The 24,389-nt window shown below is 67.5% G+C and carries 19 protein-coding genes; 10 read left to right on the top strand and 9 right to left on the bottom strand.

Annotation, left to right across the window (positions count from 1 at the left end; genetic code table 11):
- Nucleotides 1-287 precede the first annotated feature (287 nt).
- From DID96_RS30670 to DID96_RS30650, 5 genes are all read left to right on the top strand, one after another.
- On the top strand, nt 288-1,652 hold the full coding sequence (locus DID96_RS30670) for a 2-hydroxycarboxylate transporter family protein (RefSeq protein WP_124602977.1): 1,365 nt from the start codon (nt 288-290) through the stop codon (nt 1,650-1,652).
- Between the two features lie 115 nt (nt 1,653-1,767).
- Nucleotides 1,768-3,651 carry an ATP-binding protein gene (locus DID96_RS30665; protein ID WP_124602976.1) on the top strand — a complete coding sequence of 628 codons (1,884 nt, stop codon included), beginning with the start codon at nt 1,768-1,770 and terminating at the stop codon, nt 3,649-3,651.
- Complete coding sequence (locus tag DID96_RS30660; protein WP_124602975.1) at nt 3,641-5,005, top strand: sigma-54 dependent transcriptional regulator; 1,365 nt, start codon at nt 3,641-3,643, stop codon at nt 5,003-5,005. The genes DID96_RS30665 and DID96_RS30660 overlap by 11 nt, the downstream gene beginning before the upstream one ends.
- Before the next feature lie 156 nt (nt 5,006-5,161).
- The gene (locus tag DID96_RS30655; RefSeq protein ID WP_124602974.1) at nt 5,162-5,491 is read left to right on the top strand and encodes a DUF3579 domain-containing protein; all 330 of its coding nucleotides are present in this window, start codon (nt 5,162-5,164) and stop codon (nt 5,489-5,491) included.
- A gap of 197 nt (nt 5,492-5,688) precedes the next feature.
- Complete coding sequence (locus DID96_RS30650; RefSeq protein ID WP_124602973.1) at nt 5,689-6,543, top strand: alpha/beta fold hydrolase; 855 nt, start codon at nt 5,689-5,691, stop codon at nt 6,541-6,543.
- Between the two features lie 135 nt (nt 6,544-6,678).
- On the opposite strand, the gene DID96_RS30645 is transcribed toward DID96_RS30650, so the two are convergent.
- The 5 genes from DID96_RS30645 to DID96_RS30625 all read right to left on the bottom strand — a co-directional run bounded on the left by DID96_RS30645 (nt 6,679) and on the right by DID96_RS30625 (nt 14,625).
- Nucleotides 6,679-7,158: an NUDIX domain-containing protein gene (locus DID96_RS30645; RefSeq protein ID WP_185732416.1), complete on the bottom strand. Its 480-nt coding sequence runs from the start codon at nt 7,156-7,158 to the stop codon at nt 6,679-6,681.
- A gap of 567 nt (nt 7,159-7,725) precedes the next feature.
- Complete coding sequence (opcM, locus tag DID96_RS30640; protein ID WP_124602971.1) at nt 7,726-9,261, bottom strand: multidrug efflux transporter outer membrane subunit OpcM; 1,536 nt, start codon at nt 9,259-9,261, stop codon at nt 7,726-7,728.
- Nucleotides 9,262-9,271: 10 nt separating this feature from the next.
- Nucleotides 9,272-12,457: a multidrug efflux RND transporter permease subunit CeoB gene (gene ceoB, locus DID96_RS30635; RefSeq protein ID WP_124602970.1), complete on the bottom strand. Its 3,186-nt coding sequence runs from the start codon at nt 12,455-12,457 to the stop codon at nt 9,272-9,274.
- Nucleotides 12,458-12,503: 46 nt separating this feature from the next.
- Nucleotides 12,504-13,721: an efflux RND transporter periplasmic adaptor subunit gene (locus DID96_RS30630; protein WP_124602969.1), complete on the bottom strand. Its 1,218-nt coding sequence runs from the start codon at nt 13,719-13,721 to the stop codon at nt 12,504-12,506.
- A 40-nt stretch (nt 13,722-13,761) separates the two neighbouring features.
- Entirely contained in the window at nt 13,762-14,625 is an 864-nt protein-coding gene (locus DID96_RS30625; protein ID WP_124602968.1) for an alpha/beta hydrolase, read from the bottom strand.
- A gap of 173 nt (nt 14,626-14,798) precedes the next feature.
- On the opposite strand from DID96_RS30625, the gene ceoR reads away from it, so the two are divergent.
- Entirely contained in the window at nt 14,799-15,803 is a 1,005-nt protein-coding gene (gene ceoR, locus DID96_RS30620; RefSeq protein ID WP_124602967.1) for a putative multidrug efflux transcriptional regulator CeoR, read from the top strand.
- A 483-nt stretch (nt 15,804-16,286) separates the two neighbouring features.
- Nucleotides 16,287-16,580: a DUF4148 domain-containing protein gene (locus tag DID96_RS30615; RefSeq protein WP_124602966.1), complete on the top strand. Its 294-nt coding sequence runs from the start codon at nt 16,287-16,289 to the stop codon at nt 16,578-16,580.
- A gap of 182 nt (nt 16,581-16,762) precedes the next feature.
- Here the strand turns inward: DID96_RS30615 and DID96_RS30610 are convergent, their stop codons facing one another.
- From DID96_RS30610 to selD, 3 genes are all read right to left on the bottom strand, one after another.
- Complete coding sequence (locus DID96_RS30610) at nt 16,763-17,827, bottom strand: purine nucleoside permease (RefSeq protein ID WP_124602965.1); 1,065 nt, start codon at nt 17,825-17,827, stop codon at nt 16,763-16,765.
- 315 nt (nt 17,828-18,142) lie between these two features.
- Nucleotides 18,143-18,733, bottom strand: coding sequence for a LysE family translocator (locus tag DID96_RS30605; RefSeq protein WP_124602964.1), 591 nt, complete (start codon nt 18,731-18,733; stop codon nt 18,143-18,145).
- 56 nt (nt 18,734-18,789) lie between these two features.
- Nucleotides 18,790-19,854, bottom strand: coding sequence for a selenide, water dikinase SelD (gene selD / locus DID96_RS30600; RefSeq protein ID WP_124602963.1), 1,065 nt, complete (start codon nt 19,852-19,854; stop codon nt 18,790-18,792).
- Nucleotides 19,855-19,967: 113 nt separating this feature from the next.
- Here selD and DID96_RS30595 point away from each other — a divergent pair, with 113 nt between their 5' ends.
- Complete coding sequence (locus DID96_RS30595) at nt 19,968-20,804, top strand: DMT family transporter (protein WP_124602962.1); 837 nt, start codon at nt 19,968-19,970, stop codon at nt 20,802-20,804.
- A gap of 114 nt (nt 20,805-20,918) precedes the next feature.
- Here the strand turns inward: DID96_RS30595 and DID96_RS30590 are convergent, their stop codons facing one another.
- The gene (locus tag DID96_RS30590; protein WP_124602961.1) at nt 20,919-22,433 is read right to left on the bottom strand and encodes a PLP-dependent aminotransferase family protein; all 1,515 of its coding nucleotides are present in this window, start codon (nt 22,431-22,433) and stop codon (nt 20,919-20,921) included.
- 126 nt (nt 22,434-22,559) lie between these two features.
- Between DID96_RS30590 and DID96_RS30585 the strand changes: the two genes are divergently transcribed.
- Nucleotides 22,560-23,843 (top strand): 4-aminobutyrate--2-oxoglutarate transaminase, encoded by a 1,284-nt coding sequence (locus DID96_RS30585; RefSeq protein WP_124602960.1) that lies wholly within the window; start codon nt 22,560-22,562, stop codon nt 23,841-23,843.
- Nucleotides 23,844-23,920: 77 nt separating this feature from the next.
- Nucleotides 23,921-24,389, top strand: a 469-nt coding sequence (locus DID96_RS30580) for an aldehyde dehydrogenase family protein (protein WP_124602959.1), incomplete at its 3' end; no start/stop codon positions are given.

The following is a 24,389-nucleotide window of genomic DNA, read 5'->3' as shown; positions in this document are numbered from 1 at the left end:
ATAGAGAGCGGCGGGAGGACGGTCTACGAAGCGATTGTGGGAAGAAAATCGCCGCCAGCGATATGGCGCGGCCCGGCGCATGGCCGAAATCTCGGCCTGCACGCGACGCGGATTCCGAAGTTTCGGAACGCCGCCGATGCCGCCCAAACATCAGACAACGAAAACCCCCGCCAAATCAACGCATTACAAGTTTCCTCGCAAGATCGCGCCTGGCACGGACGTTGCGTAATACCCGGCATGCGATACCGCGACGCGGCGTCGGCATTCCAAATCCAAGGAGACATGTCTTGCAGACCTCGACCCCCACCCCGATCCACGCGGAGCCGATCGCCGAGCCCCGCTCCGCCTCCCGCACCCGTTTCTGGCCGGAAGGCTGGTGGAAGCTGATGGAAATCCGCATCGGCATCATTCCGCTGCCGGTCTACTTCATCCTGCTCGCGCTGATCGTCGGCTTCTCGGTCACCGGCAAGGTGCCCGGCGAGATCTCGATGGCGATCGCCGTGCTCGCGTTCTTCGGCTTCACCTGCGCGGAACTCGGCAAGCGCCTGCCGCTGCTGCGCAACATCGGCGCCGCGGCGATCTTCGCGACCTTCGTGCCGTCCGCGCTGACCTACTATCACGTGCTGCCGAAGCCCGTGCTGAACCTGACGACCGAGTTCACGAAGTCGACCAACTTCCTGTACCTGTTCATCGCGTCGATCATCGTCGGCAGCATCCTGAGCATGGACCGGCGCGTGCTGATCCAGGGCTTCCTGAAGATCTTCATCCCGCTCGCGGCAGGCTCCGTCGCCGCGGCGATCGTCGGCACCGCCGTCGGCACCGCGCTCGGCCTGGGCGCGCGCCACACGCTGCTGTACATCGTCGTGCCGATCATGGCGGGCGGCGTCGGCGAAGGCGCGATCCCGCTGTCGATCGGCTATTCGGAAATCCTGCACCTGCCGCAGGGCGAGATGTTCGCGGCCGTGCTGCCGCCGGTGATGCTCGGCAGCCTGACCGCGATCATCCTGTCCGGCGCGCTCGACATGCTCGGCAAGCGCCTGCCGCACCTGACCGGCAACGGCCGCCTGCAGGTCGGCGAAAGCGGCGACATGACGCCGGAAAACGAAGAGATCCGCGGTCACGTCGACGTCACGCACATCGCAGGCGCCGGCATCACGGCGATCACGCTGTACCTCGTCGGCCTGATGGCGCACAAGCTGTTCGGGCTGCCGGCACCGGTCGCGATGCTGTTCCTCGCGGTGCTCGTGAAGCTCGCGCGCGCGGTGTCGCCGCCGCTGCAGGAAGGCGCGTTCGTCGTCTACAAGTTCTTCTCGACCGCCGTCACCTATCCGCTGCTGTTCGCGATCGGCGTCGCGATGACGCCCTGGGACAAGCTGACCGCCGCGTTCACGCTGGTCAACGTCGTGACGATCGTCGCGACGGTGGCGACGCTGATGGGCACGGGCTTCGTGGTCGGCCGCTTGCTGAAGATGTACCCTATCGACACGGCCATCGTGAACGCGTGCCACAGCGGGCAAGGCGGCACCGGCGACGTCGCGATCCTGACCGCTGCGAACCGGATGCAGCTGATGCCGTTCGCGCAGATCGCGACGCGCATCGGCGGCGCAATCGTCGTCACGGTGACGCTGATCCTGCTCGCGCATCTCGGATGACGCGTCGCCGCGCGTATCATCGCGACGGCCGCGTGCTGCACCGCGCCGCCGCCGGTTCGTCCGGCGCGCGGCGCGCGCATTCGGTGGGCTGGCGGCAGGCCGGCGACGGGCATCGATGAGGGCGAACGTGCGGAAGCGTTTCAAAGGAATGACGTGGTGGGCGTGGGCAGCGGCGGCCGCGCTGTATGTCGGCGTGACGGCCGCCGCGGTCGAGTTCGCGTGGGACCGCGCGATCGACGGGCTCGAGGAAGTCGGCGCGCACCGGCTCGACCTGTACGCGGCCAGCCTGAAGAGCGAGCTCGGGCGCTATGAGACGATGCCCGCGCTGATCGCCCGCCAGGACAGCGTGCGCGCGCTGCTGAAAGCCACGCGTGATGCGACGCCCGACCTGCTGCACACGGTCAACACCTACCTCGAGGCCGTCAACCGCGACGCCGGCAGCGGTGCCGCCGACGTGATCGACCTGCAGGGCTCGGTGATCGCCGCGAGCAACTGGAACCAGCCGGTCAGCTTCGTCGGCACCAACGTGTCGTACCGCCCTTACTTCAAGGACGCACTCGCGCACGGCAGCGGCCGCTTCTTCGGCATCGGCACCAACACCGGTATTCCCGGGCTCTACTTCGCGAGCGCGGTCCGTGACGGCGGCGTGACGCTCGGCGCGACAGCCGTCAAGGTCAGTGTCGACGCGCTCGAATCGGCATGGCGTGCGCCCGGCGTCGCGGCGATGGTCGTCGACGGCAACGGCGTGATCGTGATCTCGACCGAACCCGAATGGAAGTTCACCGCGCTGCGGCCGATCACCGCGCAGCAGCAGCGCGAGATCCAGGCATCGCGGCAATACGCGGGCCGCACGGTCGACGTGCTGCCGTATCGGCGCGTCGGCGACTGGAACGCGCACGCATGGCTCGGCACCTTTCCCGACCTGCGCCACGCGGGACGCACCGCACGCTATCTCGTGATGTCGCGGCCCGCGCCGCAGGCCGGCGATTCGCTGATGGTGCTGCTCGACGTCGCCGGCGCGCGGCGCCAGCAGCAGATGGCCTTCGCGTTCGTGACGGGCGCGTTCCTGATCGCCGCGCTCTATGCCGCTTACGCGATCCAGCGCCGCCGCACGATCGCCGCGCGGCTCAATGCGCAGGATGCGCTGCGGCGTGCGAACGACCAGCTCGAGCTGACCGTCGCGCAGCGCACGGCCGCGCTGACGGCCGCGAACGAACGCATGCAGCAGGAGATCGTCGAACGCGAGCGCACCGAGCAGCGCCTGCGCGATTCGCAGCAGGAAGTCGTGCACGCGGGCAAGCTCGCGGTGCTCGGGCAGATGGCCGCGGGCCTCACGCACGAGCTGAACCAGCCGCTCGTCGCGATCCGCACGCTGTGCGACAACGCGCGCACGTTCTTCGAGCGCAACCAGCCCGCGCAGGCGATCGCCAACCTCGAACGCATCGGCCGGCTCGTCGACAGCATGGCCGTGCTGACCGGCGAACTGAAGACGTTCGCGCGCAAGCCGGACGTCGAGCGCGTCGCGGTATCGCTCGCCGAAGCGGTCGCGCATGCGCGGCTCATCTACGAAGCGCGGATCCGCGACGAAGGCGTGCGGCTCGACGTGCGGATTCCGCCCGGCGCGGCCGTGTACGCGGAATCGAGCCAGTTGCAGCAGGTGATCGTGAACCTGCTCGGCAACGCGCTCGACGCCGTGCGCGACGCCGCGACGCGCGTGATCGTCATCGAGGCGAGCGAACCCGATCCGCACGGCCGCGTGTGCTTCACGATCGCCGACAGCGGCGCCGGCATCGCGCCGGACGTGCTCGCGCACCTGTTCGAGCCGTTCGTGACGACCAAGCCGCGCGGGCAAGGCCTCGGGCTCGGGCTCGCGATCACGTCGCGGATCGTCGAAGGGTTCGGCGCGAAGATCGCCGCCGCCAACCGCGACGACGGCGGCGCGCAGTTCAGTATCGATTTCGCAGCGGCCACGCTGCAAAGGACAGAGCATGGAAGATGAGATTCGGGTGCTGGTCGTCGAGGACGATGAAAACGTCCGGATCGGCGTCGAGCAGGCCGTCGCGCTCGCCGGGTTTCCGGTGAGCGCGTTCGCGTCGGCGGCCGACGCGCTCGCGCATGTCGCGCCCGGTGCACCGATCGTGATCGTGTCGGACGTGCGGATGCCGGGCATCGACGGGCTGCAGCTGCTCGAGCGCGTGATGGCCGTCGATGCGCAGATCCCGGTCGTGCTGATCAGCGGCCACGCCGACATCTCGACGGCCGTTGGCGCGATGCAGGTCGGCGCGTACGACTTCATCGAGAAGCCGTTCTCGTCCGACGTGATCGCCGGGCGCGTCGCGCGCGCGGTGGAGAAGCGCCGGCTGACGCTCGAGGTGCAGGGCCTGCGTGCGGCGCTCCACAACTGGCAGGGCATCGAGGGGCTGGTGCTCGGCAAGTCACCCGCGATGGCCGACGTCCGCAAGAAGATCCTGCGGCTCGCCGATACGTCGGTGTCGGTGCTGATCAGCGGCGAGACGGGCACCGGCAAGGAGCTGATCGCACGCAGCCTGCACGATTTCGGCGGGCGGCGCGATGCGCATTTCGTCGCGCTGAACTGCGGCGGGCTGCCGGAACACGTGTTCGAAAGCGAGCTGTTCGGCCACGAGGCCGGCGCGTTCACGGGCGCGATCAAGAAGCGCATCGGCAAGATCGAGTGGGCGCACGGCGGCACGCTGTTCCTCGACGAGATCGAGACGATGCCGATCGCGCTGCAGATCAAGATGCTGCGCGTGCTCCAGGAGCGCGTGGTCGAACGGCTCGGGGCGAACGAACTGATTCCGGTCGATTGCCGCGTGGTCGCCGCGACGAAGGCCGACCTCGCCGAACTCGCGTCCGACGGACGCTTCCGCGCGGACCTGCTGTACCGGCTGAACGTCGCGCAGATCGAGCTGCCGCCGCTGCGCGAACGGCGCGAGGACGTGCCGCTGCTGTTCGAGCACTTCGTGCTCGCGGCCGCACGCCGCTTCGGGCAGCCCGCGCCCATCGTGAGCGCTGCGCAGGTGTCCGAACTGATGACGCACCAGTGGCCCGGCAACGTGCGCGAACTGCAGAACGTCGCCGACCGCTTCGTGCTCGGGCTGACCGGCGACAGCCTGCTGTCTGCCGGCGGCGCGGCCGCGAGCGGCGGCACGCTCGCGGAACAGCTCGCGTACTTCGAACGCATGCTGATCGAGGACATGCTGCGCCGGCACAACGGCAACGTTGCGGACGCAAGCGTCGAACTCGGGATGCCGAAGAAAACGCTCTATCACAAGCTGCGCCACCTGCGGATTCCCGCTCGCGGCGACGGCACGGCCGACGGGGCCGAGTCGTAACCCGCACGGCCGGGCGTAGCGCGCACCTGGCAGACGCCGGGCGCGCGGCGCCGCACGGCCGGACCGCATGCGCCGCCGCGCGCACCCGCATGTCGAACATCGCAGGCCGCCGCCACGCGCGGCTGCCAATCGAACGCGAACGAGGATCGTACAGGGATGGACCGCATCGACGTAACCGAGAAAGGCCGGACCGACGGCTACCTGATCATCGGCATCACGCATGCACGCAAGACGTTTCGGCCGAGCGACTGGCCCGAACGGCTCGCGGGCGTCATCACGCTCTTTGTCGGCGAGAAGCGGCCGGGCTGCCCGAGCGCGCTCACGCGGCTCGCGACGCCGATCGTCGACAGTGGCGCGAAGTGCCTGTTCGTCTCGCACGAATTGCGGACCGTGTGCCCCGATGCATTCGAATTCGCGATGCAGTTCGCGACCGACAACGACCTGCCGGTCGACACGCGCACCGCGCCCGCGTTCGCGGTCCGCTGAACGCTGAACGCCGTCGTTCGTGCCGCGCACAATCCTCAGATAAATACGAAACCGAACTGAAGGCCCTTTCAACGACAGGGGGTAGCGGCGTTGGCATCAATAAAATTGATCGATACGATGAAAATTATGCGTTTTCCTTACGCTGCGCCGTCGGGCATAGTTGCGACGTGATGACGCACCTGTGAGTTTTTTCAGTCATGAACATGCGAATCGAGCCTTCGGTGCTCGCGAACCCCGACCTGCAATTTGCGACGCTGTCGTCAGGCATCAGCCTGCCTTATGTCGAGAAGGGCACGGGCGCACCGATGGTGTTCGTTCACGGATCGCTCTGCGACTACCGCTACTGGGATGCGCAGCTTGCGTCGCTGTCCGCGCACTACCGCTGCATTGCGCCGAGTCTCAGCCATTACTGGCCGGCCGTCGAAGCCGGCATCCAGAACGAGTTCGGCTGGCAGAACCACGTCGACGAGCTCGCCGAATTCATCGACGCGCTCGACCTCGGCCCCGTGCACCTCGTCGGCCATTCGCGTGGCGGCAGCGTGGCATTCAACGTCGCGCGCCATCATCCCGAGCTCGTCGCCACGCTGACGCTTGCCGATCCGGGCGGCCCGCTGCAGCGGGAAAGCGTGCGTGAAGAAGCGAAGCTGCCGCCAGCCGCGCTCGCGCTGCGCACGAAGGCCGTGAGCCTCGTCGAGAACGGCGACGTCGATGCGGGGCTCGAGATGTTCGTCGATTCCGTCAGCATCCCCGGTGCGTGGAAGAAGAGCACGACATGCTTCCGCACGATGGCAATCGACAACGCGAGCACGCTGCCGAAGCAGCTGCGCGATCCGCTGCCTGCGTATTCGGTCGACACGGCGGCGGAGATCCGCTGCCGCACGCTGCTGATCGATGGGCAGCGCAGCCCGAAGATGTTCCGCAACAACGTCGAGACGCTCGCGCAGTGGATCGGCAACGCGCAGCGGCAGACCGTCGCCGGTGCATCGCACGGGATGAATGCGGCGAGCCCGGGCGTGTTCAATCGGTACGTGCACGAGTTCGTCGCGGGGTAATCGCGCGGGCGGATCGTCTGCCTCGCCTGCTCGCCTCCCCTACATTCGCCGGCGAACGCCTTGTGTGCGCCGAACGTTGCTGGCGCGAAAATGGCGCTTCGTAGACTCGCGAGGATGGATGGCGTTTGCCGGCCCTTAGCGATCGTCTGGTAGCCTCGACAACGTGTCCAGAATCTCCTTCGAGATTCGACCTCGTACTTCTATCAAGGCTTCTCGAAAGAGGACATGGCACGGCTCGGGAAGACTCGAATGCAGCGGATGCCAGAACAATCTGAAGACGTGCCCGCCATCGTCAGTCGTTTCGAATCTCCATTCATCAGGGAGTTTCGTCCGTGTTGCACATAGTTGGAAGGACCAGATTTGCCCCTGGTATGGAGCGTTCCAGCTACCGAGATCCGATATGACCTCTGCGTCCCGAACTCCTGATTCCTCCCGGAGCTCACGAACGGCAGCGTCCTTTGCGGACTCCCCTCGCTCAATCGTGCCCTTCACCAATTTGTAGCCCGCGGAGGGATGCTCGAACGCGAGGATCTCGGCCGTGCGCTGACGGTGGCGCAGCAGGATCGGGCATGCCTTTGTGGCATCAGTGACATCGTGTTCCGTTTTCACGTCCATTCGTCTATCTGAAAGCGGTGGATTGCCAAAGATTCCGGAAACCTGTCACCCGATTGAATTCACATTTCAAAGCGGTCAACGCCCTTGCGTTGGCGTCGACTTCGACAGTGTGCTTCGTGCGAACGACACGATTTCGGCTGCCAACTGATCACGCTGAGCCAGCTCCGTTCCCGTCCGTGCCGCTTGGAACGCGTGGCGGCAAAATCCATTTAGCCGCCCTCAGGACAACCCGATTCCGCAGACTCTGTCCATGCAGGACCGCACGCAACCACGCAAGCATTCCGGGGACCACACGGATCGACGCTTCCGCCGCGCAATGCCCCAAGCCCCGAAGCAGCCACACCCGGGCGGACGGATACGCGCCGAACACCTGAATATCGCACTCGCAAGTCTGGGCCGTCGATTGTCGGCGATAAGGGTGATGGTGTCGATTTGCCACGATGCTCCCCCGGAAACACACGCCAAACAAAAAACCCCGGCCACGCAGGCTTACGCCGCGTGCCGGGGTTCGCTGCACATCCGGGCGATGCATCCCGCCGCATCGCCGCGCACGACGCTGCGCTTCACTCAACGCGCAGCCACATTCTCCTTGCCGTGCGCCACATCGCCGACCGCCGCCGGCGCCTCACCCCACCCGCCACCAAGCGCGCGGATCAGGTTGACGGTCGACACGGCCTGCGCGCCGGTCAGCTGGTTCGCCTGCAACTGCGACTGCAGCACCGAGCGCTCGCTGTCGATCACGTCGAGATACGCGACCTCGCCTTCCTGGTACTGCGTGCGCGACAGCGTCGCGGCGCGGCGCGACGCATTGACGGCCGCGTCCTGCGCGCGGATCTGCTCGTCGAGCAGCCGCAGGTCCGACAGATTGTCCTCGACTTCGCGGAACGCGACGAGCACCTGCTGCCGGTAGTTCGCGACCTGCTCGTCGTACTGCGCGCGCGCCTGCTGCACGCCCGCCGCGCGCCGCCCGCCGTCGAAGATCGGCAGCGTCAGCGCGGTACCGGCGAACGGCCCGAGCAGGAACGTGCGGCTCGACCACATGAACAGGCTGCCGAGCGTCGCTGCCTCATAGCCGAATGCACCGGTGATGTCGAGCTTCGGGAAGTACGCGGACTTCGCGAGGCCGACGCGCGCGTTCGCGGCGGCCATTGCGCGCTCGGCGGCCGCGACGTCCGGCCGCCGTTCGAGCAGCGCGGACGGCAGGCCCGGCGGGAGCTTCACGCCGACCGGCACGATCGGCGTCTGCTTGAACGCGAAATCCGCGGGCGCCTTGCCGAGCAGGATCGCGAGCGCATGCTCGGACGCCGCACGGCGGCGCGCGACGCCGACCGCATCGGCCTGCGCAGTCGCCAGCTCGTTCTTCGCACGCGACACGTCGAGCTCGCTGATGTCGCCCTCGTTGAAGCGGCGCTGCACGAGATTCAGCGCTTCCTGGCGCAGGTCGACCGTGCGGCGGTACAGGTCCTGATCGGAGTCGAGCTGGCGCAGTTCGAAGTAGTTCTGCGCAACGTCCGCCTGCAGCGCGAGCTGCACCGACCGGAACAACGCCTCGCTCTGCGCCTGGTCCGCGCGCGACGCTTCGACGTTGCGGCCCACGCGGCCGAACAGGTCGGCTTCATACGACACCGTGCTCTGCGCGCGCCACAGCGTCGCGGTCGTCGGCCCCGTGCCCTGCGGCTGGAGCTGCGACGCCGACGACAGTCCCTCGCGGGTCGGCCCGAAGCCGACGCCGACCTGCGGGAACCACTGCGAACGCGCCGAGCGGGTCGCCGCGCGCGCTTCCTCGACACGTGCCGCCGCGGCCTTCAGGTTCTGGTTCGCGGCGAGCGCCTGCTGCTCGAGCGAATCGAGCACCGGGTCGCCGAACACCGTCCACCATTCGCCGCGATGCGCGGCGTCCGACGGCTCCGCCGTCTTCCACGTGCCGGCCTGCTCGCCCGGCGCGAGCACGGGCGCTTCCTTGAACGCGGCGGGCGTCGCGACGTCCGGCCGCTTGTAGTCGGGGCCGACCGCGCATGCGGCGAGCAGCGACACGAGCAGGCCGCTCGCCGCCGCGAGCTTCGCAATGCGCAGCAGGCCGTTTTCGATACGAATGTTTTTCATTGTGTTGTCCTCAAGCATCCGGAGCCGGTACGCCATAGCCGGCCGAATCCTTGCCGGCGACGTGGATCTTGCCGCCCGCGAGCGTGCGCAGCACGACATAGAACACCGGCGTCAGCATCAACCCGAACAGCGTCACGCCGAGCATCCCGAAGAACACCGCAACCCCCATCGCATACCGCATCTCGGCACCCGCGCCGGTCGACGTGACGAGCGGCACGACCCCCATGATGAACGCGATCGACGTCATCAGGATCGGCCGCAGCCGCAGCCGGCTCGCCTCGATCGCGGCCTCGAGCGGCGTCTTGCCGTCATGCTCGAGTTCGCGCGCGAATTCGACGATCAGGATCGCGTTCTTCGCCGACAACCCGACCAGCACCATCAGGCCGATCTGCGTGAAGATGTTGTTGTCGCCCTGCGTGAGCCATACGCCCGTCAGCGCCGACAGAATGCTCATCGGCACGATCAGGATCACCGCGAGCGGCAGCGTCAGGCTTTCATACAGCGCGGCGAGCACGAGGAACACGAGCAGCACGCTGATCGGGAACACCCAGAACGCCGCGTTGCCCGCGATGATCTGCTGGTACGTGAGGTCGGTCCATTCGAACCGCACGCCACGCGGCAGCGTCTCGTGCGCGATCCGCTCGACTGCCGCCTGCGCCTGCCCCGACGAGAAGCCGGGCGCCGGGCCACCGTTGATGTCGGCCGCCGTGTAGCCGTTGTAGCGCACCACCATCTCGGGGCCGAACGTCGGCGTCACGGTGACGAGCGACGACAGCGGCACCATCTCGCCCTTGTCGTTGCGCGTCTTCAGCTGCAGGATGTCGTCCGCGCGCTGGCGGAACGGCGCATCCGCCTGCACGCGCACCTGGTACACGCGGCCGAAGCGGTTGAAGTCGTTCACATACAGCGAGCCGAGGTACACCTGCATCGTGTTGAACACGTCGGTGACGGGCACGCCGAGCTGCTTCGCCTTCACGCGGTCCAGATCGACGTTGAGCTGCGGCACGTTGATCTGGTAGCTCGTGAACAGCGGGCCGAGTTCCGGCGCCTGCTGCGCGCGCTTGATGAAGTCGTTGGTCGCATCCGCGAGCCGCGCGTAGCCAACCGCGCCGCGATCCTCGATCTGCATCTTGAAGCCGCCGAGCGTGCCGAGGCCGAGCACCGGCGGCGGCGGGAACACCGCGACGAACGAATCCTTGATCGCGCCGTACTGCTGGTTCAGCGCACCTGCGATCGCGCCGGCCGACAGTGCCTTGCCGTGCCGCTCCGAGAACGGCTTCAGCGTGACGAACACGATGCCCGCGCTCGAGCTGTTCGTGAAGCCGTTCACCGACAGGCCCGGGAACGCGACCGCGCTCTCGACGCCCGGCTGCTTCAGCGCGATCGAGCCCATGTCGCGGATCACCTTCTCGGTGCGGTCGAGCGACGCGCCGTTCGGCAACTGCGCGAACGCGATCAGGTATTCCTTGTCCTGCGCGGGCACGAAGCCGCCCGGCACGACCTTCGACACGAGCACGGTCGCGCAGACGAGCACGATGTACACGCCGAGCATCACCGCCTTGCGCGACAGCACGCCGCGCACGCCGTGGCCGTAGTGTTCCGCGCCGCGATGGAACACCTTGTTGAAGCGCCTGAAGAAGCCGCCGAGTACACGGTTCATCACGCGCGTCAGCCAGTCCTCCTTGTCGCCGTGGCCCTTCAGCAGGATCGCGGACAGCGCCGGCGACAGCGTCAGCGAGTTGAACGCGGAGATCACCGTCGAGATCGCGATCGTCATCGCGAACTGCTTGTAGAACTGGCCCGTCAGGCCCGACATGAACGCGAGCGGCACGAACACGGCGACGAGCGTGAGCGCGATCGCGATGATCGGCCCGCTCACTTCCTGCATCGCCTTGTAGGTCGCCTGCCGTGCGGTCATCCCGCTCTCGATGTTGCGCTCGACGTTCTCGACCACGACGATCGCGTCGTCGACCACGATACCGATCGCGAGCACCATCCCGAACAGCGACAGCGCGTTGATCGAATAGCCGAAGCCGAGCAGCAGCGAGAACGTGCCGATGATCGACACCGGCACCGCGATCAGCGGAATCAGCGACGCGCGCCAGGTCTGCAGGAATACGATCACGACGATCACGACCAGCGCGATCGCTTCGAGCAGCGTATGGATCACCGCCTTGATCGACGAACGCACGAACTGCGTCGGGTCGTAGACGATCTTGTAGTCGACGCCCGCCGGCATGTCCTGCTTCAGCTCGGCCATCGTCTTGCGCACTTCGTCCGAGATCGCGAGCGAGTTCGCGCCCGGCGACTGGTTGATCGCCATCGCGACCGCCGGCTTGTTGTCGAGCAGCGAGCGCAGGCCGTACTCGGACGCGTCGAGCTCGACGCGCGCGATGTCGCGCACGCGCGTGACGGCGCCGTCCGGCGCGGTCTTCACGACGATGTCGCCGAATTCGTCCTCGTTCTGCAGGCGGCCGCGCGCGTTCACCGACAACTGCAGCGGCGTGCCCGGCAGCGACGGCGACGCGCCGATCACGCCGGCCGCGACCTGCACGTTCTGCTCGCGGATCGCCTGCACGACGTCGTTCGCGGTCAGGCCGCGCTGCGCGACCTTCTGCGGATCGAGCCACACGCGCATCGCGTAGTCGCCCGAACCCCACAGCTGCACCTGGCCGACACCCTGGATGCGCGACAGCCGGTCCTTCACGTTGATCAGCGCGTAGTTGCGCAGATACGTCATGTCGTACCGGTTGTCCGGCGAGATCAGGTGCACGACCATCGTCAGCGTCGGCGAGCTCTTCACCGTCGTGATGCCGAGCCGCTGCACGTCTTCCGGCAGACGCGGCAGCGCCTGGTTCACACGGTTCTGCACGAGCTGCGTGGCCTTGTCCGGATCGGTGCCGAGCTTGAACGTGACGGTGATCGTCATGTTGCCGTCGCTGTTCGCCTGCGACTGCATGTACAGCATGTCCTCGACGCCGTTGATCTGTTCCTCGAGCGGCGACGCGACCGCTTCGGCGATCACCTTCGGGTTCGCGCCCGGATACTGCGCCTTGACGATCACCGACGGCGGCACGACTTCCGGGTACTCCGAAATCGGCAGCAGGAACATCGCGATCACCCCGCCCAGCAGGATGATCACCGATAGGACTCCTGCGAAGATCGGCCGGTCGATAAAGAATTTGGATATGTTCATGGATGGCTCTGTCTGGTTGAACGCGAATTCGCAGCGGTTGCGCCGCTTACGAATCCGCCTTCGCCGGTGCAGCGGGCTTCGCGTTGTCCGCAAGCGGCGCCGACGGTGCATCTCCGCCCGTCATCGGCACCATGTGCGGCTTCACCTGCTCGCCCGGCCGCACACGCTGCGTGCCGTTCACGATCACGCGGTCGCCGGCGGCGAGGCCGTTGACGATCACGCGCTGGTTGCCATGCTGCATCCCCTGCTGCACTTCGCGGTAAGACACGCGGCCCTGCTGGTCGACGACGAACACGAACTTCTTGTCCTGGTCGGTGTTGATCGCCGCATCGTCGACGAGCAGTGCCGGGTGCGGCGCGCTGCCGCCGACCTTCACGCGTGCGTAGAGGCCCGGGACGAGCGAACCGTCCGCGTTGTCGAAGCGCGCGCGCACACGGATCGTGCCGGACGACGTGTCGAGCCGGTTGTCGACCGAGTCGATCGTGCCGCTCCGCGAATAGCCCGATTCGTTAGCGAGGCCGAGCTCGACCGGCACCTTGCGGCCGTCGCGCGCGCCGCTGATGTATTGCAGGTAGGTCTGCTCGTCCGCATCGAACGACGCATAGATCGGCGACACCGACACGAGCGTCGTCAGCGGCGCGGCCGACGCGCCCGCGGACACGACGTTGCCGACCGTGATCTCCGCGCGCGACACGCGGCCCGCCACCGGCGCGACGATCCGCGTATAGCCGAGGTTGATGCGCGCGGTCTCGAGCGCGGCCTCGGCAGCCTTCAGGTTCGCGGTCGCCTCGCGCGCCGAGTTCTGCTTCTCGTCGTAATCGCGTTTCGCGATCGCGTTGTCGCCGATCAGCCGCTGCGCGCGCTGCCAGTCGCTCTGCGCGTAGCCGTTGCGCGCCTGCGCGGCTGCGAGCTGCGCGGCCGCACGGTCGGTTTCCGCCTGGTACGGGCGCGGATCGATCACGAACAGCACGTCGCCTTTCTTCACGAGCGCGCCGTCCTTGAAGTTCACCGACACGATCGTGCCGGACACCTGCGGGCGCACGTCGACCTTCTCGACGGCTTCGAGGCGGCCCGAATAGGCCTGCCAGTCGGTCACGGTCTGCGGCACGACGGTCGCGACGTCGACTTCAGGCAGCGGCGCCGCCTGCTTCTCCGGTGCGCTCGCGCTGACGCGCATCGCGCCGAACGTGCCCAGCCCGACGACGGCGAGCGTCGCGATCGCGGCAACCGCGATCCGGGAACGAGGGGTGCGTAGGATGGCCATGTAGATCTCCAGTGAGCGTGGATTGGATTGGTTATTCAGTTCAATTCGCGATTCGGTTCGGCTGGCGCGCCTGGAAGCGGCACTGGAAGAAGCGCACGGCTTCTTCGAAGGCCGCCTCGTGCGTCGCGAGCGCCGCATGCGTGACGTCCGGGTAGCGGATCACCTGCGTGAGCACCCCGGACGAGATCAGGCAGCCCGCGTACTTCTCCGCCTCGACGTGCAGCACGTCGTTCTGCGCGGTGACGACCAGCGTCGGCGGCAGGCCCGCGAGGCGCATCGACTCGAGCGGCGCCGCATACGGGTGCATGCGCTGCGAGGCCTGCGGCAGGTACGCGCGGTAGCACGCCGCGCATTCCCTTGCGGTAATGTCGGACGCAAGGCGCTCCGCGTCGCCGATGCGCGTCATGCTCGGGTCGAGCATCGGGCCGAACAGCGCCTGCGCGGCGATCGGCACCTCGCCGCGGTCGCGCGCGATGAACGCGAGGCAGTTCGCGAGCTGGCCGCCCGCATCGTGGCCCGCAACGCCGATCTTCTTCGGGTTGCCGCCGAACGCGCGCGCCCGCGTGGTCGCCCACACGGCTGCGCGATACGCGTCCTCCGGCGCAGCCGGAAACGGATAGGCCGGCGCGAGCGAATAATCGACCGAGACTACGAGAGCCGGTAAGCGTTCTGCTAAAAAACGCGCGGCGAAATCGGCATCGTCGAGCGTGCCGCGCACGAAGCCGCCGCCGTGGAAATAAAGCACTACCGGCAATCCGGTCTTGTCCGGGCGGCGATAGAGCCGCAGCACGATGTCCTGCGCGTAGCCGGGAATTTCCACCTCGGTGACCGTCAGAGCCCCGCCGGCACTGGCTTCGACCGGCAGCGCGGCTTTCAGGAATTTGCTGAATTCAGAAGCGTCCATGACGATGCGTCATCCATTTCGAGATGGAACGAATTCTGGGTCCGGCAGACATCGGGATAAATGCCTATAATCCGGCAACACAATTCAACGACCCCGAACAATCAGAGGCTGCGGCGCTTACAAGGCGACGCGGCCTCTTTGTTCCGTCTGCCCAGATAAGTACGGAGGTTGTGATGGACCGGCTTCAGGCCATGCAGGTGTTTACTCGCGTCGTCGACACGAACAGCTTCACCAAGGCGGCGGAAACGCTCAGCCTGCCGCGCGCATCCGTCACGACGATCATCCAGAATCTCGAGGCATTCCTCGGCGTGCGGCTGATGCACCGGACCACGCGCCGGCTGTCGCTGACGCCCGACGGCGCCGCGTACTACGAACGTTGCGTGCGGATTCTCGCGGACGTCGAGGAAACCGAGGCGAGCTTCCAGAACAACAATCGCAAGCCGCACGGAAAGTTGCGTATCGACATGCCGGGCTCGATCGGACGGCTGCTCGTGATCCCTTCGCTGTGCGAATTCCATTCGCGCTATCCGGACATCGACCTGCAGCTCGGGCTGTCGGATCGTCCGGTCGACCTGCTGCAGGAAGGCGTCGACTGTGTGATCCGGGTCGGCGCGTTGCAGGATTCGTCGCTCGTCGCGCGCCGCATCGGCCTGTTCGAATGCGTGACGGTCGCGTCGCCCGCGTATCTCGAGAAGCACGGCGAGCCGCAGTCGATCGAGGACCTGAGCCAGCACAAGGCCGTCAACTACTTCTCGAGCCGCACCGGGCGCACGCTCGACTGGACGTTCCTGATCGACGACAAGGAAGTCGAGATCAAGATGGACGCGGTCGTGTCGGTGAACGATGCGGATGCGTACGTGACGTGCGGGCTCGAAGGGTTCGGGCTGGTCCAGCCGCCGCTGTTCATGGTGCTGCCGTATCTGCGCGACGGCCGGCTGAAGGAAGTGCTGCCCGGCTACAAGCCGCTGCCGATGCCGATCTCGGTCGTCTATCCGCACAGCCGCCATCTGTCGCCGAAGGTGCGCGTGTTCGTCGACTGGATCGCCGAGGTGTTCGACCGCTGCCCGCTGCTGAGCGGCAAGGGCAGCCTCGACGCGACCTGCAGCAAGCGCACGTTCGAGGAAGCGGAGCGCGCGCCGGTGCTCGACACGCCGGTGGTCAACGAGTGGGTTGCCTGATCTTCTGAACCAACACGCGCCGGCCGCACGGCTGGCGCATCGACATCCCGCCGCGCATTCTTCGCGCGTTCGTCGCACTTTCTTCGCGCGTTCGTCCCCCGCTCACCGGCCTTCCGGATTTCGCAGTACACCTTTCCGCGCATCGACATAATCGCGCACGCACGCATGCGATGCGTGACGATGCAGCGTCGCAGCACGCGCAAACCCGCGCCACATAACGCTCGCCGCGGTCACGAACGATGCCCCTGCCGGCATGGCGGATGGTGATTGTTCCTGCATCGCGACAATTCAATTCACCCGCGGCGCATTTATCGCCGGGACCTCCGCTCATACAGTTGATCCCGTCGCGCAACGCATCGCGCACCGAATCGATCACTTTGCATGAGACCAACGCGCGCAACGCGGGACCGGAGCAAGTGCCAACGCACTCGCTCCGATCGACGAACCGCTGAAGCGCCAACGCTGGTCGACAGGAGTTCCATCATGAAACGCCGCAGTCTGCTCTCCGCTCTCGCCCTCGCACTCGCCGTGTCCGCGCCGGCCTTCGCCGACACCAACACGGGCCACGCCGGCGATTACGGCAATACGTCGTGGTACACGCAAAGCAACGCGCCCCGCACCCGCGCCGAAGTGCGCGCGGAGCTGGAACAGGCGCAACACGAAGGCACCGTCGCGTATCTGCGCAAGGCCACGTCGTACGCGCAAGGGCTCGACCTCGTGCCGCGCCCCTATCGCCCGACGCCGGAAGGCAACCAGCTCGCGGGCGCGGGCCGGTAAATGGACAACGCCGCGCGTCGGGTCGCCCCGCGCGCGGCGTCGTGAATCTCATCAGTCAGTCAGCTAGTTGCAGGAGCTTCGCATCATGAACGATCAACTGCCCTCCCCGCTCGATCACTGGAACAGCGATACGCCGGTGTGGACGCCTTTCCGCTCGTCTCCGCAGTCGCACTGACGATCCGTCAGCGGCGCGGCACCCCGCCGCGCCATTCGCCCCAGTGCGTGACGATGTCCTGCACGAGCGGATTGCCCGCGCGGTACAGGTTCTCGGTCGCCGGGGCGAAGCCGCCCTGGTCCGCGTAGTTCAGCAGGTTGTCGGCGCTCGTCTGGCCTTGATACGGCCGGTCGAAGTCGGAGCCCGTGCGCAGCACCGCGACGCGCGACAGGTCGACCCGCTTCACGCTCGCCGCGCGCTTCAGCGCCTCGAACGACGCGTTGTCTTCCTGTGCGGTCATGCAATAGGTGCCCTTGCCGTCCGTCAGGATCTTCGTCCACTGCCGCGCGCGCTCGCCGAGCAGCGTGCCGGAGAACCACGTGTTGCCCGACGACGTGTCGCAGCGAATCACCGACGGCAGCTGGTTCGCCGGCGCGTAGCCGAATTTCGCGCGTGCGGCCTGCGCCTGCGTGCTGTCGGCGAGCGCGACGTTGCGCGACAGCGCATACGCGGCGTCCGCCAGTTGCGGGTTCAGCTGGAACACTTCGGTACGGTAGTCGAGCGGCGGCTTGTCGGTCGGGCTCTTCGTGTTGATGCCGAGATAGCCGGTGTTCCAGCCGGCGGGAATCTCGCGCGCATCGAGCTCCCATTGCAGGCCGAAATCGACGAGATAGTTCGCCCACGCGGCGGAGCCCACCGTCCCTTGCGCGGGGTCGACGCCCGCGATGCCGGAGATCAGGAAATACGTGTGGCGCAGATCGAAGCGCGGCGAGAACGTCAGCGCCATGATCGACGCCGCGGCATTCGCATAGCCCATGCCGGTCGTGATCACGCACACGTCCTGCTTGTTGCAGTGGACGGCCGGGTAATCGGGCGACAGGCCCGGCACCGTCACGTCGCGCCACGGGCCGAGACGGTCGAGCCAGGCCTGGCCTTCCGGCCCGAACATCGTGACAATCATGACCTTGACCGGGCGGCCCTGTGCACCGGTGTCGCCGGACGCATCGCCTGCGTTGTCCTGCGCGATCGACGGTGCGGTCGCGCAGGCCGCGAGCGAGAATGCGGCGGCGGAAAGAATGGAGCGAGTCAGCATCGGCGTTCCTTGTGTAAATGATGTTGGGTGAGAACGACTCTCGGAGACTGCGCGTCGGAGTATAAAACGGTCTTTGCCCGATACGGAACTCATTTGCGATGCGTACGATGCGCGGCATGCGCACGGCGTCGACGACGGCGGGCACAGGTAACGCGGGCAGGACAGTTCCGGTTGCGGTTTGGATGCGTTGGCGAGAACGTCAGGAATACTATGCTGTTGCGTGCGATGTATGGCGCACGGCTCGCGGCTGGTCGCTCCGGGCGCTCGGCTCGCCGGGCGCCATGCACCGCACGTCCGCCGCGCTCGCGCAACCGGCTACAGCCGCGCGAGCCCCGCGACGCCGTACCCCAGCACGACGAGCGCCGCGACGACGTGGCTCGCGGCGAGCAACCCTGGCGACTTGACGAGGCGGCCGATCGCGCTGCCGCCGAACGCGAACACGAGCTGGCCCGTGAGGCTGCCCGCGAACACGCTCGCGGCGCCGAGCAGCCAGTGCCGATGCCCGGCGGCGGCGGCCGTCGCGTAGCCGTAGAACAGCAGGATCGTGAGGGGATTCGCGAGCGTGACGAAGAACATCGACGTGAACGGGCGGCTGCCGGGCGGCGGTGTGTCGCCGTCGAGCGTGCGGCGGCGGTCGCGCAGCGCCTGCCACATCATCCGCGCGCCCATTGCGAGCAGCACGAGCGCGCCGACGACACGGAACAGCGACAGGTGCGACGCGAGCGTGCTCGCGAGCATCGCGCCGATCGTGAACGCGACGACCGCATAGCAGCCGTCGGCCGTCGCGACGCCGACCGCCGCGCGCACACCGCTCGTGGTGCCCGCCCGCATGCCGTAGTTCGCGATCATCAACGCGACGGGCCCGACCGACAGCGCGATCATCAGCCCGAACAGGAAATCGTTCATCGGGAATCGACGTCTTCGATAGAAAACGCCGATTCTAGCGAACGCAAAAATGCGTGTCAGACGACATCGACGCGAGCCGGCCCGTCCGTCATCTCGCCGATCACCGCCGCACGATCGAAGCCATCCGCGCGGAAGCACGCGAGCACGTCGTCGACCGTATCGGGCGAACATGCGACGAGCAGGCCGCCGGACGTCTGTGGATCGGTCAGCAGCGCCTGCGCGACCGGCGGCAGCGCGTCGCCGAGCCGCACGTCCGCGCCGTACGCGGCCCAGTTGCGCCCCGACGCGCCCGTGAACACGCCGGCCTCCGCGAACGCCTCGACGCCCGCGAGCCACGGCAGCGCCGCATAGCTCACGCGCGCGGTCAGCCCCGCGCCGCGCGCGAGCTCCAGCGCATGGCCGAGCAGGCCGAAGCCCGTCACGTCGGTCAGCGCGTGCACGCCCGGCAGCGCGGCGAGCTCGGTGCCCGGCCGGTTCAGCTTGGTCGTCGTCGCGATCATCTGCGCATAGCCGGCGTCGTCGAGCTGGTTCTTCTTCAGCGCCGCGGACAGCACGCCGACGCCGAGCGGCTTGCCGAGCACGAGCACGTCGCCCGCGCGCGCGGCCGCGTTGCGCTTCACGCGCGACGGATGCACGACGCCGATCGCGGCAAGCCCGTAGATCGGCTCGACCGAGTCGATCGAATGGCCGCCCGCGACCGGAATCCCGGCGTCCGCGCACACGGATTCGCCGCCGCGCAGCACGGCGGCGATCGTCTCGTGCGGCAGCACGTTGATCGGCATGCCGACCAGCGCGAGCGCGAACAGCGGCCTGCCGCCCATCGCGTAGACGTCGGACAGCGCGTTGGTCGCCGCGATGCGGCCGAAGTCGAACGGATCGTCGACGATCGGCATGAAGAAATCGGTGGTCGCGACGATCGCCTGCTCGTCGTTCAAGCGGTAGACCGCGGCATCGTCGGCGGTTTCGGTGCCGACGAGCAGATCCGGGAACAGCGCGGGCGGCGTCGCGCGCTTCAGCAGCTCGGACAGCACGCCGGGCGCGATCTTGCAGCCGCAGCCGCCTCCGTGCGACAGGCTCGTGAGGCGTGGAGCGGCGGGTGGGGTCTGGGGGGCTTCGTTCATCGTCGGCATCCGGTGAATAACAACGTTCTATTATCGACAATTCCGCGTCCGCGTGCCGGCCGCCCACATAATGACGGCGCTGCCTCCATCCGCCCCCTCGCCGGCCATCTCTCATGGATCACCTGTTCATCGGCCTCGTGCTGTGCTCGGCGCTGCTGCACGCCGTCTGGAACGCTTTCCTGCACGTCAGCGAGGACCGGCTCGCGCAGCTCGGCACGATGTCGTTGCCGTATTTCGCGTTCGGCGTCGCCGGCGCGGCGCTGCTGCCGGCGCCCGAGCCCGCCGCGTGGCCATACATCGCCGCGTCCGCCGCGCTCGAAGTCGCGTACTGCTTCACGCTCGCGCGCGCATATCGCAGCGGCGAATTCGGCCAGATCTACCCGATCGCGCGCGGCCTGTCGCCACTGCTCGTGGCGGTGCTCGCGTTCGCGATCCTGCACGAGCAGCCGACGCCGTTCGGCTTCGCGGGCATCGTGCTCGTGTCGTTCGGGATCATGTCGCTCGCGCTGCGGCGCGGCTTCAGGTTCTCCGGCGAAAGCGTGCCGTACGCGCTGCTCACCGGCGTGTTCATCGCCGCGTATTCGGTCTGCGACGGCATCGGCGCGCGCGTCGCCGGCAACGCGCTCGGCTATGTCGCGTGGGTGTACCTGCTGTGGAGCGTGCCGCAGATCGTGCTCGTCTGCGCGGTGCGCGGCGGCCCGCGCGCCGTGTTCGGCGCACGCGGCGCGGTCCGCCAGGGCATCGTGGCCGGCACGATCTCGCTCGTCGCGTACGGAATCGTCGTCGTCGCGTACCGGCACCTGCCGGTCGCGACCGTGTCGGCGCTGCGCGAGACGAGCTCGATCTTCGCGGTCGCGATCGGCTGGTTCGCGATGCGCGAGCGGCCCGGCGCGCAGCGGCTCGTCGCGTGCGCGCTGGTCGTCGCAGGTGCGGCGATGATCAGGCTGTGATCGCGCTACCTCGGCCGGGTCGCCGTTGCGCTCGCTGTCGCGCACAGCCATGCCGACGTAGCGGCATGGATCGGAGACCGGCCGCCGCGAGCCGCGCCGGTGCCGCCGCCACCGTCAAGCAGCGATGACACCCGCGCTGCCGAACGCCCGCTCGTCGATCGCCTCCGCGAGCTTCGCGAACGCCGGCGCGATCTCGTCCTCCGGCACGCACGCATAGCCGAGCAGCAACCCCGACGACGCGCGTTCGCGATCCGCGTAATAGCCCGACAGCGGCCGCACGACGATATTGCGCGCGAGTGCGGCCTGCGCGACGGCGCGATCGTCGACGCCGTCCGGCAGCCGCGTGACGAGATGCAGCCCGGCATCGCTGCCGAGCGCCTGCAGCGTGTCGCCGTAGCGTTGCGCGACCGCGTCGAGCAGCACCTCGCGGCGCTGCCCGTACAGCGTGCGCATCTTGCGGATGTGCGACACGAAGTGCCCTTCCGCGATGAATTCCGCGAGCACGGCCTGCTGCAGCAGCTGACCTTCGCGATACAGCTCCGCGCTTGCGGTCGCGAAGCTTTCCGCGAGCGCCTCGGGCGCGACGAGATAGCCGACCCGCAGCCCCGGGAACAGCGTCTTGCCGAAACTGCCGACATAGATCACCTGCCCGGCTGTGTCGAGCCCCTGCAGCGACGCGAGCGGGCGGCTGCCGTAGCGGAATTCGCTGTCGTAGTCGTCCTCGATGATCCAGCAGCCGTGCTGGCGCGCGTATTCGAGCAGCATCCGCCGACGCGCGAGGCTCATCACCATCCCGAGCGGATACTGGTGCGACGGCGTGACGAGCATCAGCTTCGGCGGCGCGGCGAGATCGGCGGCCGACGGCACGATCCCTTCGTCGTCGACCGGAATCGGCCGCGTGGTCAGCCCCGACACGTTCAGCACGCTGCGCACGCCCCAGTAGCACGGATCCTCGGTCCAGATCGCGTCGCCCGGATCGGTCAGCAGCCGCACCGCGAGGTCGATCGACTGATGAATGCCGGTCGTGATCACGATCTGCTCGGGCGTGCAGCGCACCGAGCGCGACGTGCGCAGGTAGTCGGCCAGCGCCTCGCGCAGCAGCGCGAGCCCGCCGCCCGGCGCATAGGTCAGCAGGTCCGGACGCAGGCGCCGCCAATACTTGTTGTGCAGCCGCGTCCACACGCGCGCCGGAAATCGTGACACATCGGGCACGCCCGGCATGAACGCACCGCCCTGACGCTTCGATACGCCGGCGCCGTCGACGAGCCGCGCGCCGCGCGCGGACAATCGCCGTGCGGACGGCTGCACGAGCACCGGGCTGACGACCGCCGGATCGGGCGGCGCACCGACGATCTCGTCCGGCGCACTGTCGGCGACGAAGGTGCCGCGCCCGGTCGCCGAATTCACATAGCCCTCGAGCGCAAGCTGTTCGTAAACCTGCGTGACCGTGTTGCGTGCGATCCCGAGCTCGGCCGCGAGCAGCCGCGACGACGGCACGCGCGTGCCAGCGGGCAGCTCGCGCGACAGGATCGCCTGCTGCAGCAGTCGATGCAGCTGCCGGTAGATCGGCTGCGCGCCGCCGCGCACGAGGCGCTGCGCCAGCCAGTCCGACAACACGCTTGCCCGCATGATTGGCTCCTAACTATTTATTGAAATGGCTCTGATTGTCAGAGCCAAATGTGATTATAGTCGCCTCCATGGGCTGCCCAGGCGCCCGATTTTCTACCCACTGGAAAGAACATCAAGGAGATGACCGTGAAGAATGCCGACCTGCATGCCCGCAAGAACGCCGCAACCCCGCGCGGCGTCGGCGTGATGTGCGATTTCTACGCAGCCCGTGCCGAGAACGCCGAGCTGTGGGACGTCGAAGGCCGCCGTTTCATCGATTTCGCCGCCGGCATCGCGGTGCTGAACACGGGCCACCGCCACCCGAAGATCGTCAAGGCGATCGCCGACCAGCTGAACAACTTCACGCACACGGCCTACCAGATCGTTCCGTACGCGTCGTACGTCGAGCTGGCCGAGAAGATCAACGCACGCGCGCCGGGCGATTTCCCGAAGAAGACCGCGTTCTTCACGACCGGCGCCGAAGCCGTCGAAAACGCGATCAAGATCGCGCGTGCCGCGACCGGCCGTCCGGGCGTCATCGCGTTCTCGGGCGGCTTCCACGGCCGCACGATGATGGGCATGGCGCTGACCGGCAAGGTCGCACCGTACAAGCTGAACTTTGGCCCGTTCCCGGGCGACGTGTTCCACGCGCCGTACCCGAATGCGCTGCACGGCGTGTCGACCGCCGACTCGATCAAGGCGATCGAGATGCTGTTCAAGGCCGACATCGATCCGAAGCGCGTCGCCGCGATCATCTTCGAACCGGTGCAGGGCGAAGGCGGCTTCAACCCGGCGCCGGCCGAGTTCGTGCGCGCGCTGCGCAAGATCTGTAACGAGCACGGCATCCTGCTGATCGCCGACGAAGTCCAGACCGGCTTCGCGCGTACCGGCAAGCTGTTCGCGATGCAGCACTACGACGTGCTGGCCGACCTGATCACGATGGCGAAGAGCCTCGCGGGCGGCATGCCGCTGTCGGGCGTCGTCGGCCGTGCGGACGTGATGGACGCGGCAGCCCCGGGCGGCCTCGGCGGCACGTACGCGGGCAACCCGCTCGCGGTCGCGTCGGCGCACGCGGTGCTCGAGATCATCGACGAAGAGAAGCTGTGCGACCGCGCAACGCAGCTCGGCGACGTGCTGAAGGCGAAGCTGAACGCGCTGCAGGCCGACGTGCCGCAGATCGCCGACGTGCGCGGCCCGGGTGCAATGATCGCGGTCGAGTTCCTGAAGCCGGGCACGGGCGAACCGGACGCCGAGTTCACGAAGCGCGTGCAGGCGCGTGCGCTCGAGCGCGGCCTGCTGCTGCTCGTGTGCGGCGTGTACTCGAACGTCGTGCGCTTCCTGTTCCCGCTGACGATTACGCAAGCCGTGTTCGACGAAGCGCTCGTGATCCTCGAGGAAGTGCTGAAGGAAACGGTCGGCGTGCCGGCCTGAGCTCCAGTCAACTGATCCGCGCCGCCGCCGTCCATCCGGGCCGCGGCGGCCTTCGCATCTGCAAAACAGGCACCATCATGAGCACTGTTCAAGAAACCCTTGCACTGAAGGATCCTTCGCTGTTCCGTCAGCAGGCTTACGTCAATGGCGCATGGCAAGGCGCAGCGAACGGCGAGACGTTCGAAGTCCGCAACCCGGCGACGGGCGGCCTGGTCGGCACGGTGCCGGCGATGGGCGCGGCCGAGACGCGCCAGGCGATCGACGCCGCGAACGCCGCGTGGCCGGCATGGCGCAAGAAGACCGCGAAGGAGCGCGCGGCGATCCTGCGCAAGTGGCACGACCTGATGATGGAAAACGCCGACGACCTCGCGCTGATCCTGACGACCGAGCAAGGCAAGTCGCTGGCCGAAGCGAAGGGCGAGATCGGCTACGCGGCGTCGTTCCTCGAGTGGTTCGCGGAAGAAGGCAAGCGCGTGTACGGCGACACGATCCCGACGCCGGCGAACGACAAACGCATCGTCGTGACGAAGGAAGCGATCGGCGTGT

Origin of the sequence: Burkholderia sp. Bp8963 (genome assembly GCF_003854275.1) — a bacterium.
Classification (GTDB): domain Bacteria; phylum Pseudomonadota; class Gammaproteobacteria; order Burkholderiales; family Burkholderiaceae; genus Burkholderia.
This window is presented reverse-complemented; position numbering and strand designations above follow the sequence as displayed.

What these genes read in the sequence shown, in the direction of transcription:
- DID96_RS30665 (WP_124602976.1), top strand. Translation starts at nt 1,768, where the DNA reads ATGAGGGCGAACGTGCGGAAGCGTTTCAAAGGAATGACGTGGTGGGCG.
- DID96_RS30660 (WP_124602975.1), top strand. Translation starts at nt 3,641, where the DNA reads ATGGAAGATGAGATTCGGGTGCTGGTCGTCGAGGACGATGAAAACGTC.
- DID96_RS30655 (WP_124602974.1), top strand. Translation starts at nt 5,162, where the DNA reads ATGGACCGCATCGACGTAACCGAGAAAGGCCGGACCGACGGCTACCTG.
- DID96_RS30650 (WP_124602973.1), top strand. Translation starts at nt 5,689, where the DNA reads ATGAACATGCGAATCGAGCCTTCGGTGCTCGCGAACCCCGACCTGCAA.
- DID96_RS30645 (WP_185732416.1), bottom strand. Translation starts at nt 7,158, where the DNA reads ATGGACGTGAAAACGGAACACGATGTCACTGATGCCACAAAGGCATGC.
- opcM (WP_124602971.1), bottom strand. Translation starts at nt 9,261, where the DNA reads ATGAAAAACATTCGTATCGAAAACGGCCTGCTGCGCATTGCGAAGCTC.
- ceoB (WP_124602970.1), bottom strand. Translation starts at nt 12,457, where the DNA reads ATGAACATATCCAAATTCTTTATCGACCGGCCGATCTTCGCAGGAGTC.
- DID96_RS30630 (WP_124602969.1), bottom strand. Translation starts at nt 13,721, where the DNA reads ATGGCCATCCTACGCACCCCTCGTTCCCGGATCGCGGTTGCCGCGATC.
- DID96_RS30625 (WP_124602968.1), bottom strand. Translation starts at nt 14,625, where the DNA reads ATGGACGCTTCTGAATTCAGCAAATTCCTGAAAGCCGCGCTGCCGGTC.
- ceoR (WP_124602967.1), top strand. Translation starts at nt 14,799, where the DNA reads ATGGACCGGCTTCAGGCCATGCAGGTGTTTACTCGCGTCGTCGACACG.
- DID96_RS30615 (WP_124602966.1), top strand. Translation starts at nt 16,287, where the DNA reads ATGAAACGCCGCAGTCTGCTCTCCGCTCTCGCCCTCGCACTCGCCGTG.
- DID96_RS30610 (WP_124602965.1), bottom strand. Translation starts at nt 17,827, where the DNA reads ATGCTGACTCGCTCCATTCTTTCCGCCGCCGCATTCTCGCTCGCGGCC.
- DID96_RS30605 (WP_124602964.1), bottom strand. Translation starts at nt 18,733, where the DNA reads ATGAACGATTTCCTGTTCGGGCTGATGATCGCGCTGTCGGTCGGGCCC.
- selD (WP_124602963.1), bottom strand. Translation starts at nt 19,854, where the DNA reads ATGAACGAAGCCCCCCAGACCCCACCCGCCGCTCCACGCCTCACGAGC.
- DID96_RS30595 (WP_124602962.1), top strand. Translation starts at nt 19,968, where the DNA reads ATGGATCACCTGTTCATCGGCCTCGTGCTGTGCTCGGCGCTGCTGCAC.
- DID96_RS30590 (WP_124602961.1), bottom strand. Translation starts at nt 22,433, where the DNA reads ATGCGGGCAAGCGTGTTGTCGGACTGGCTGGCGCAGCGCCTCGTGCGC.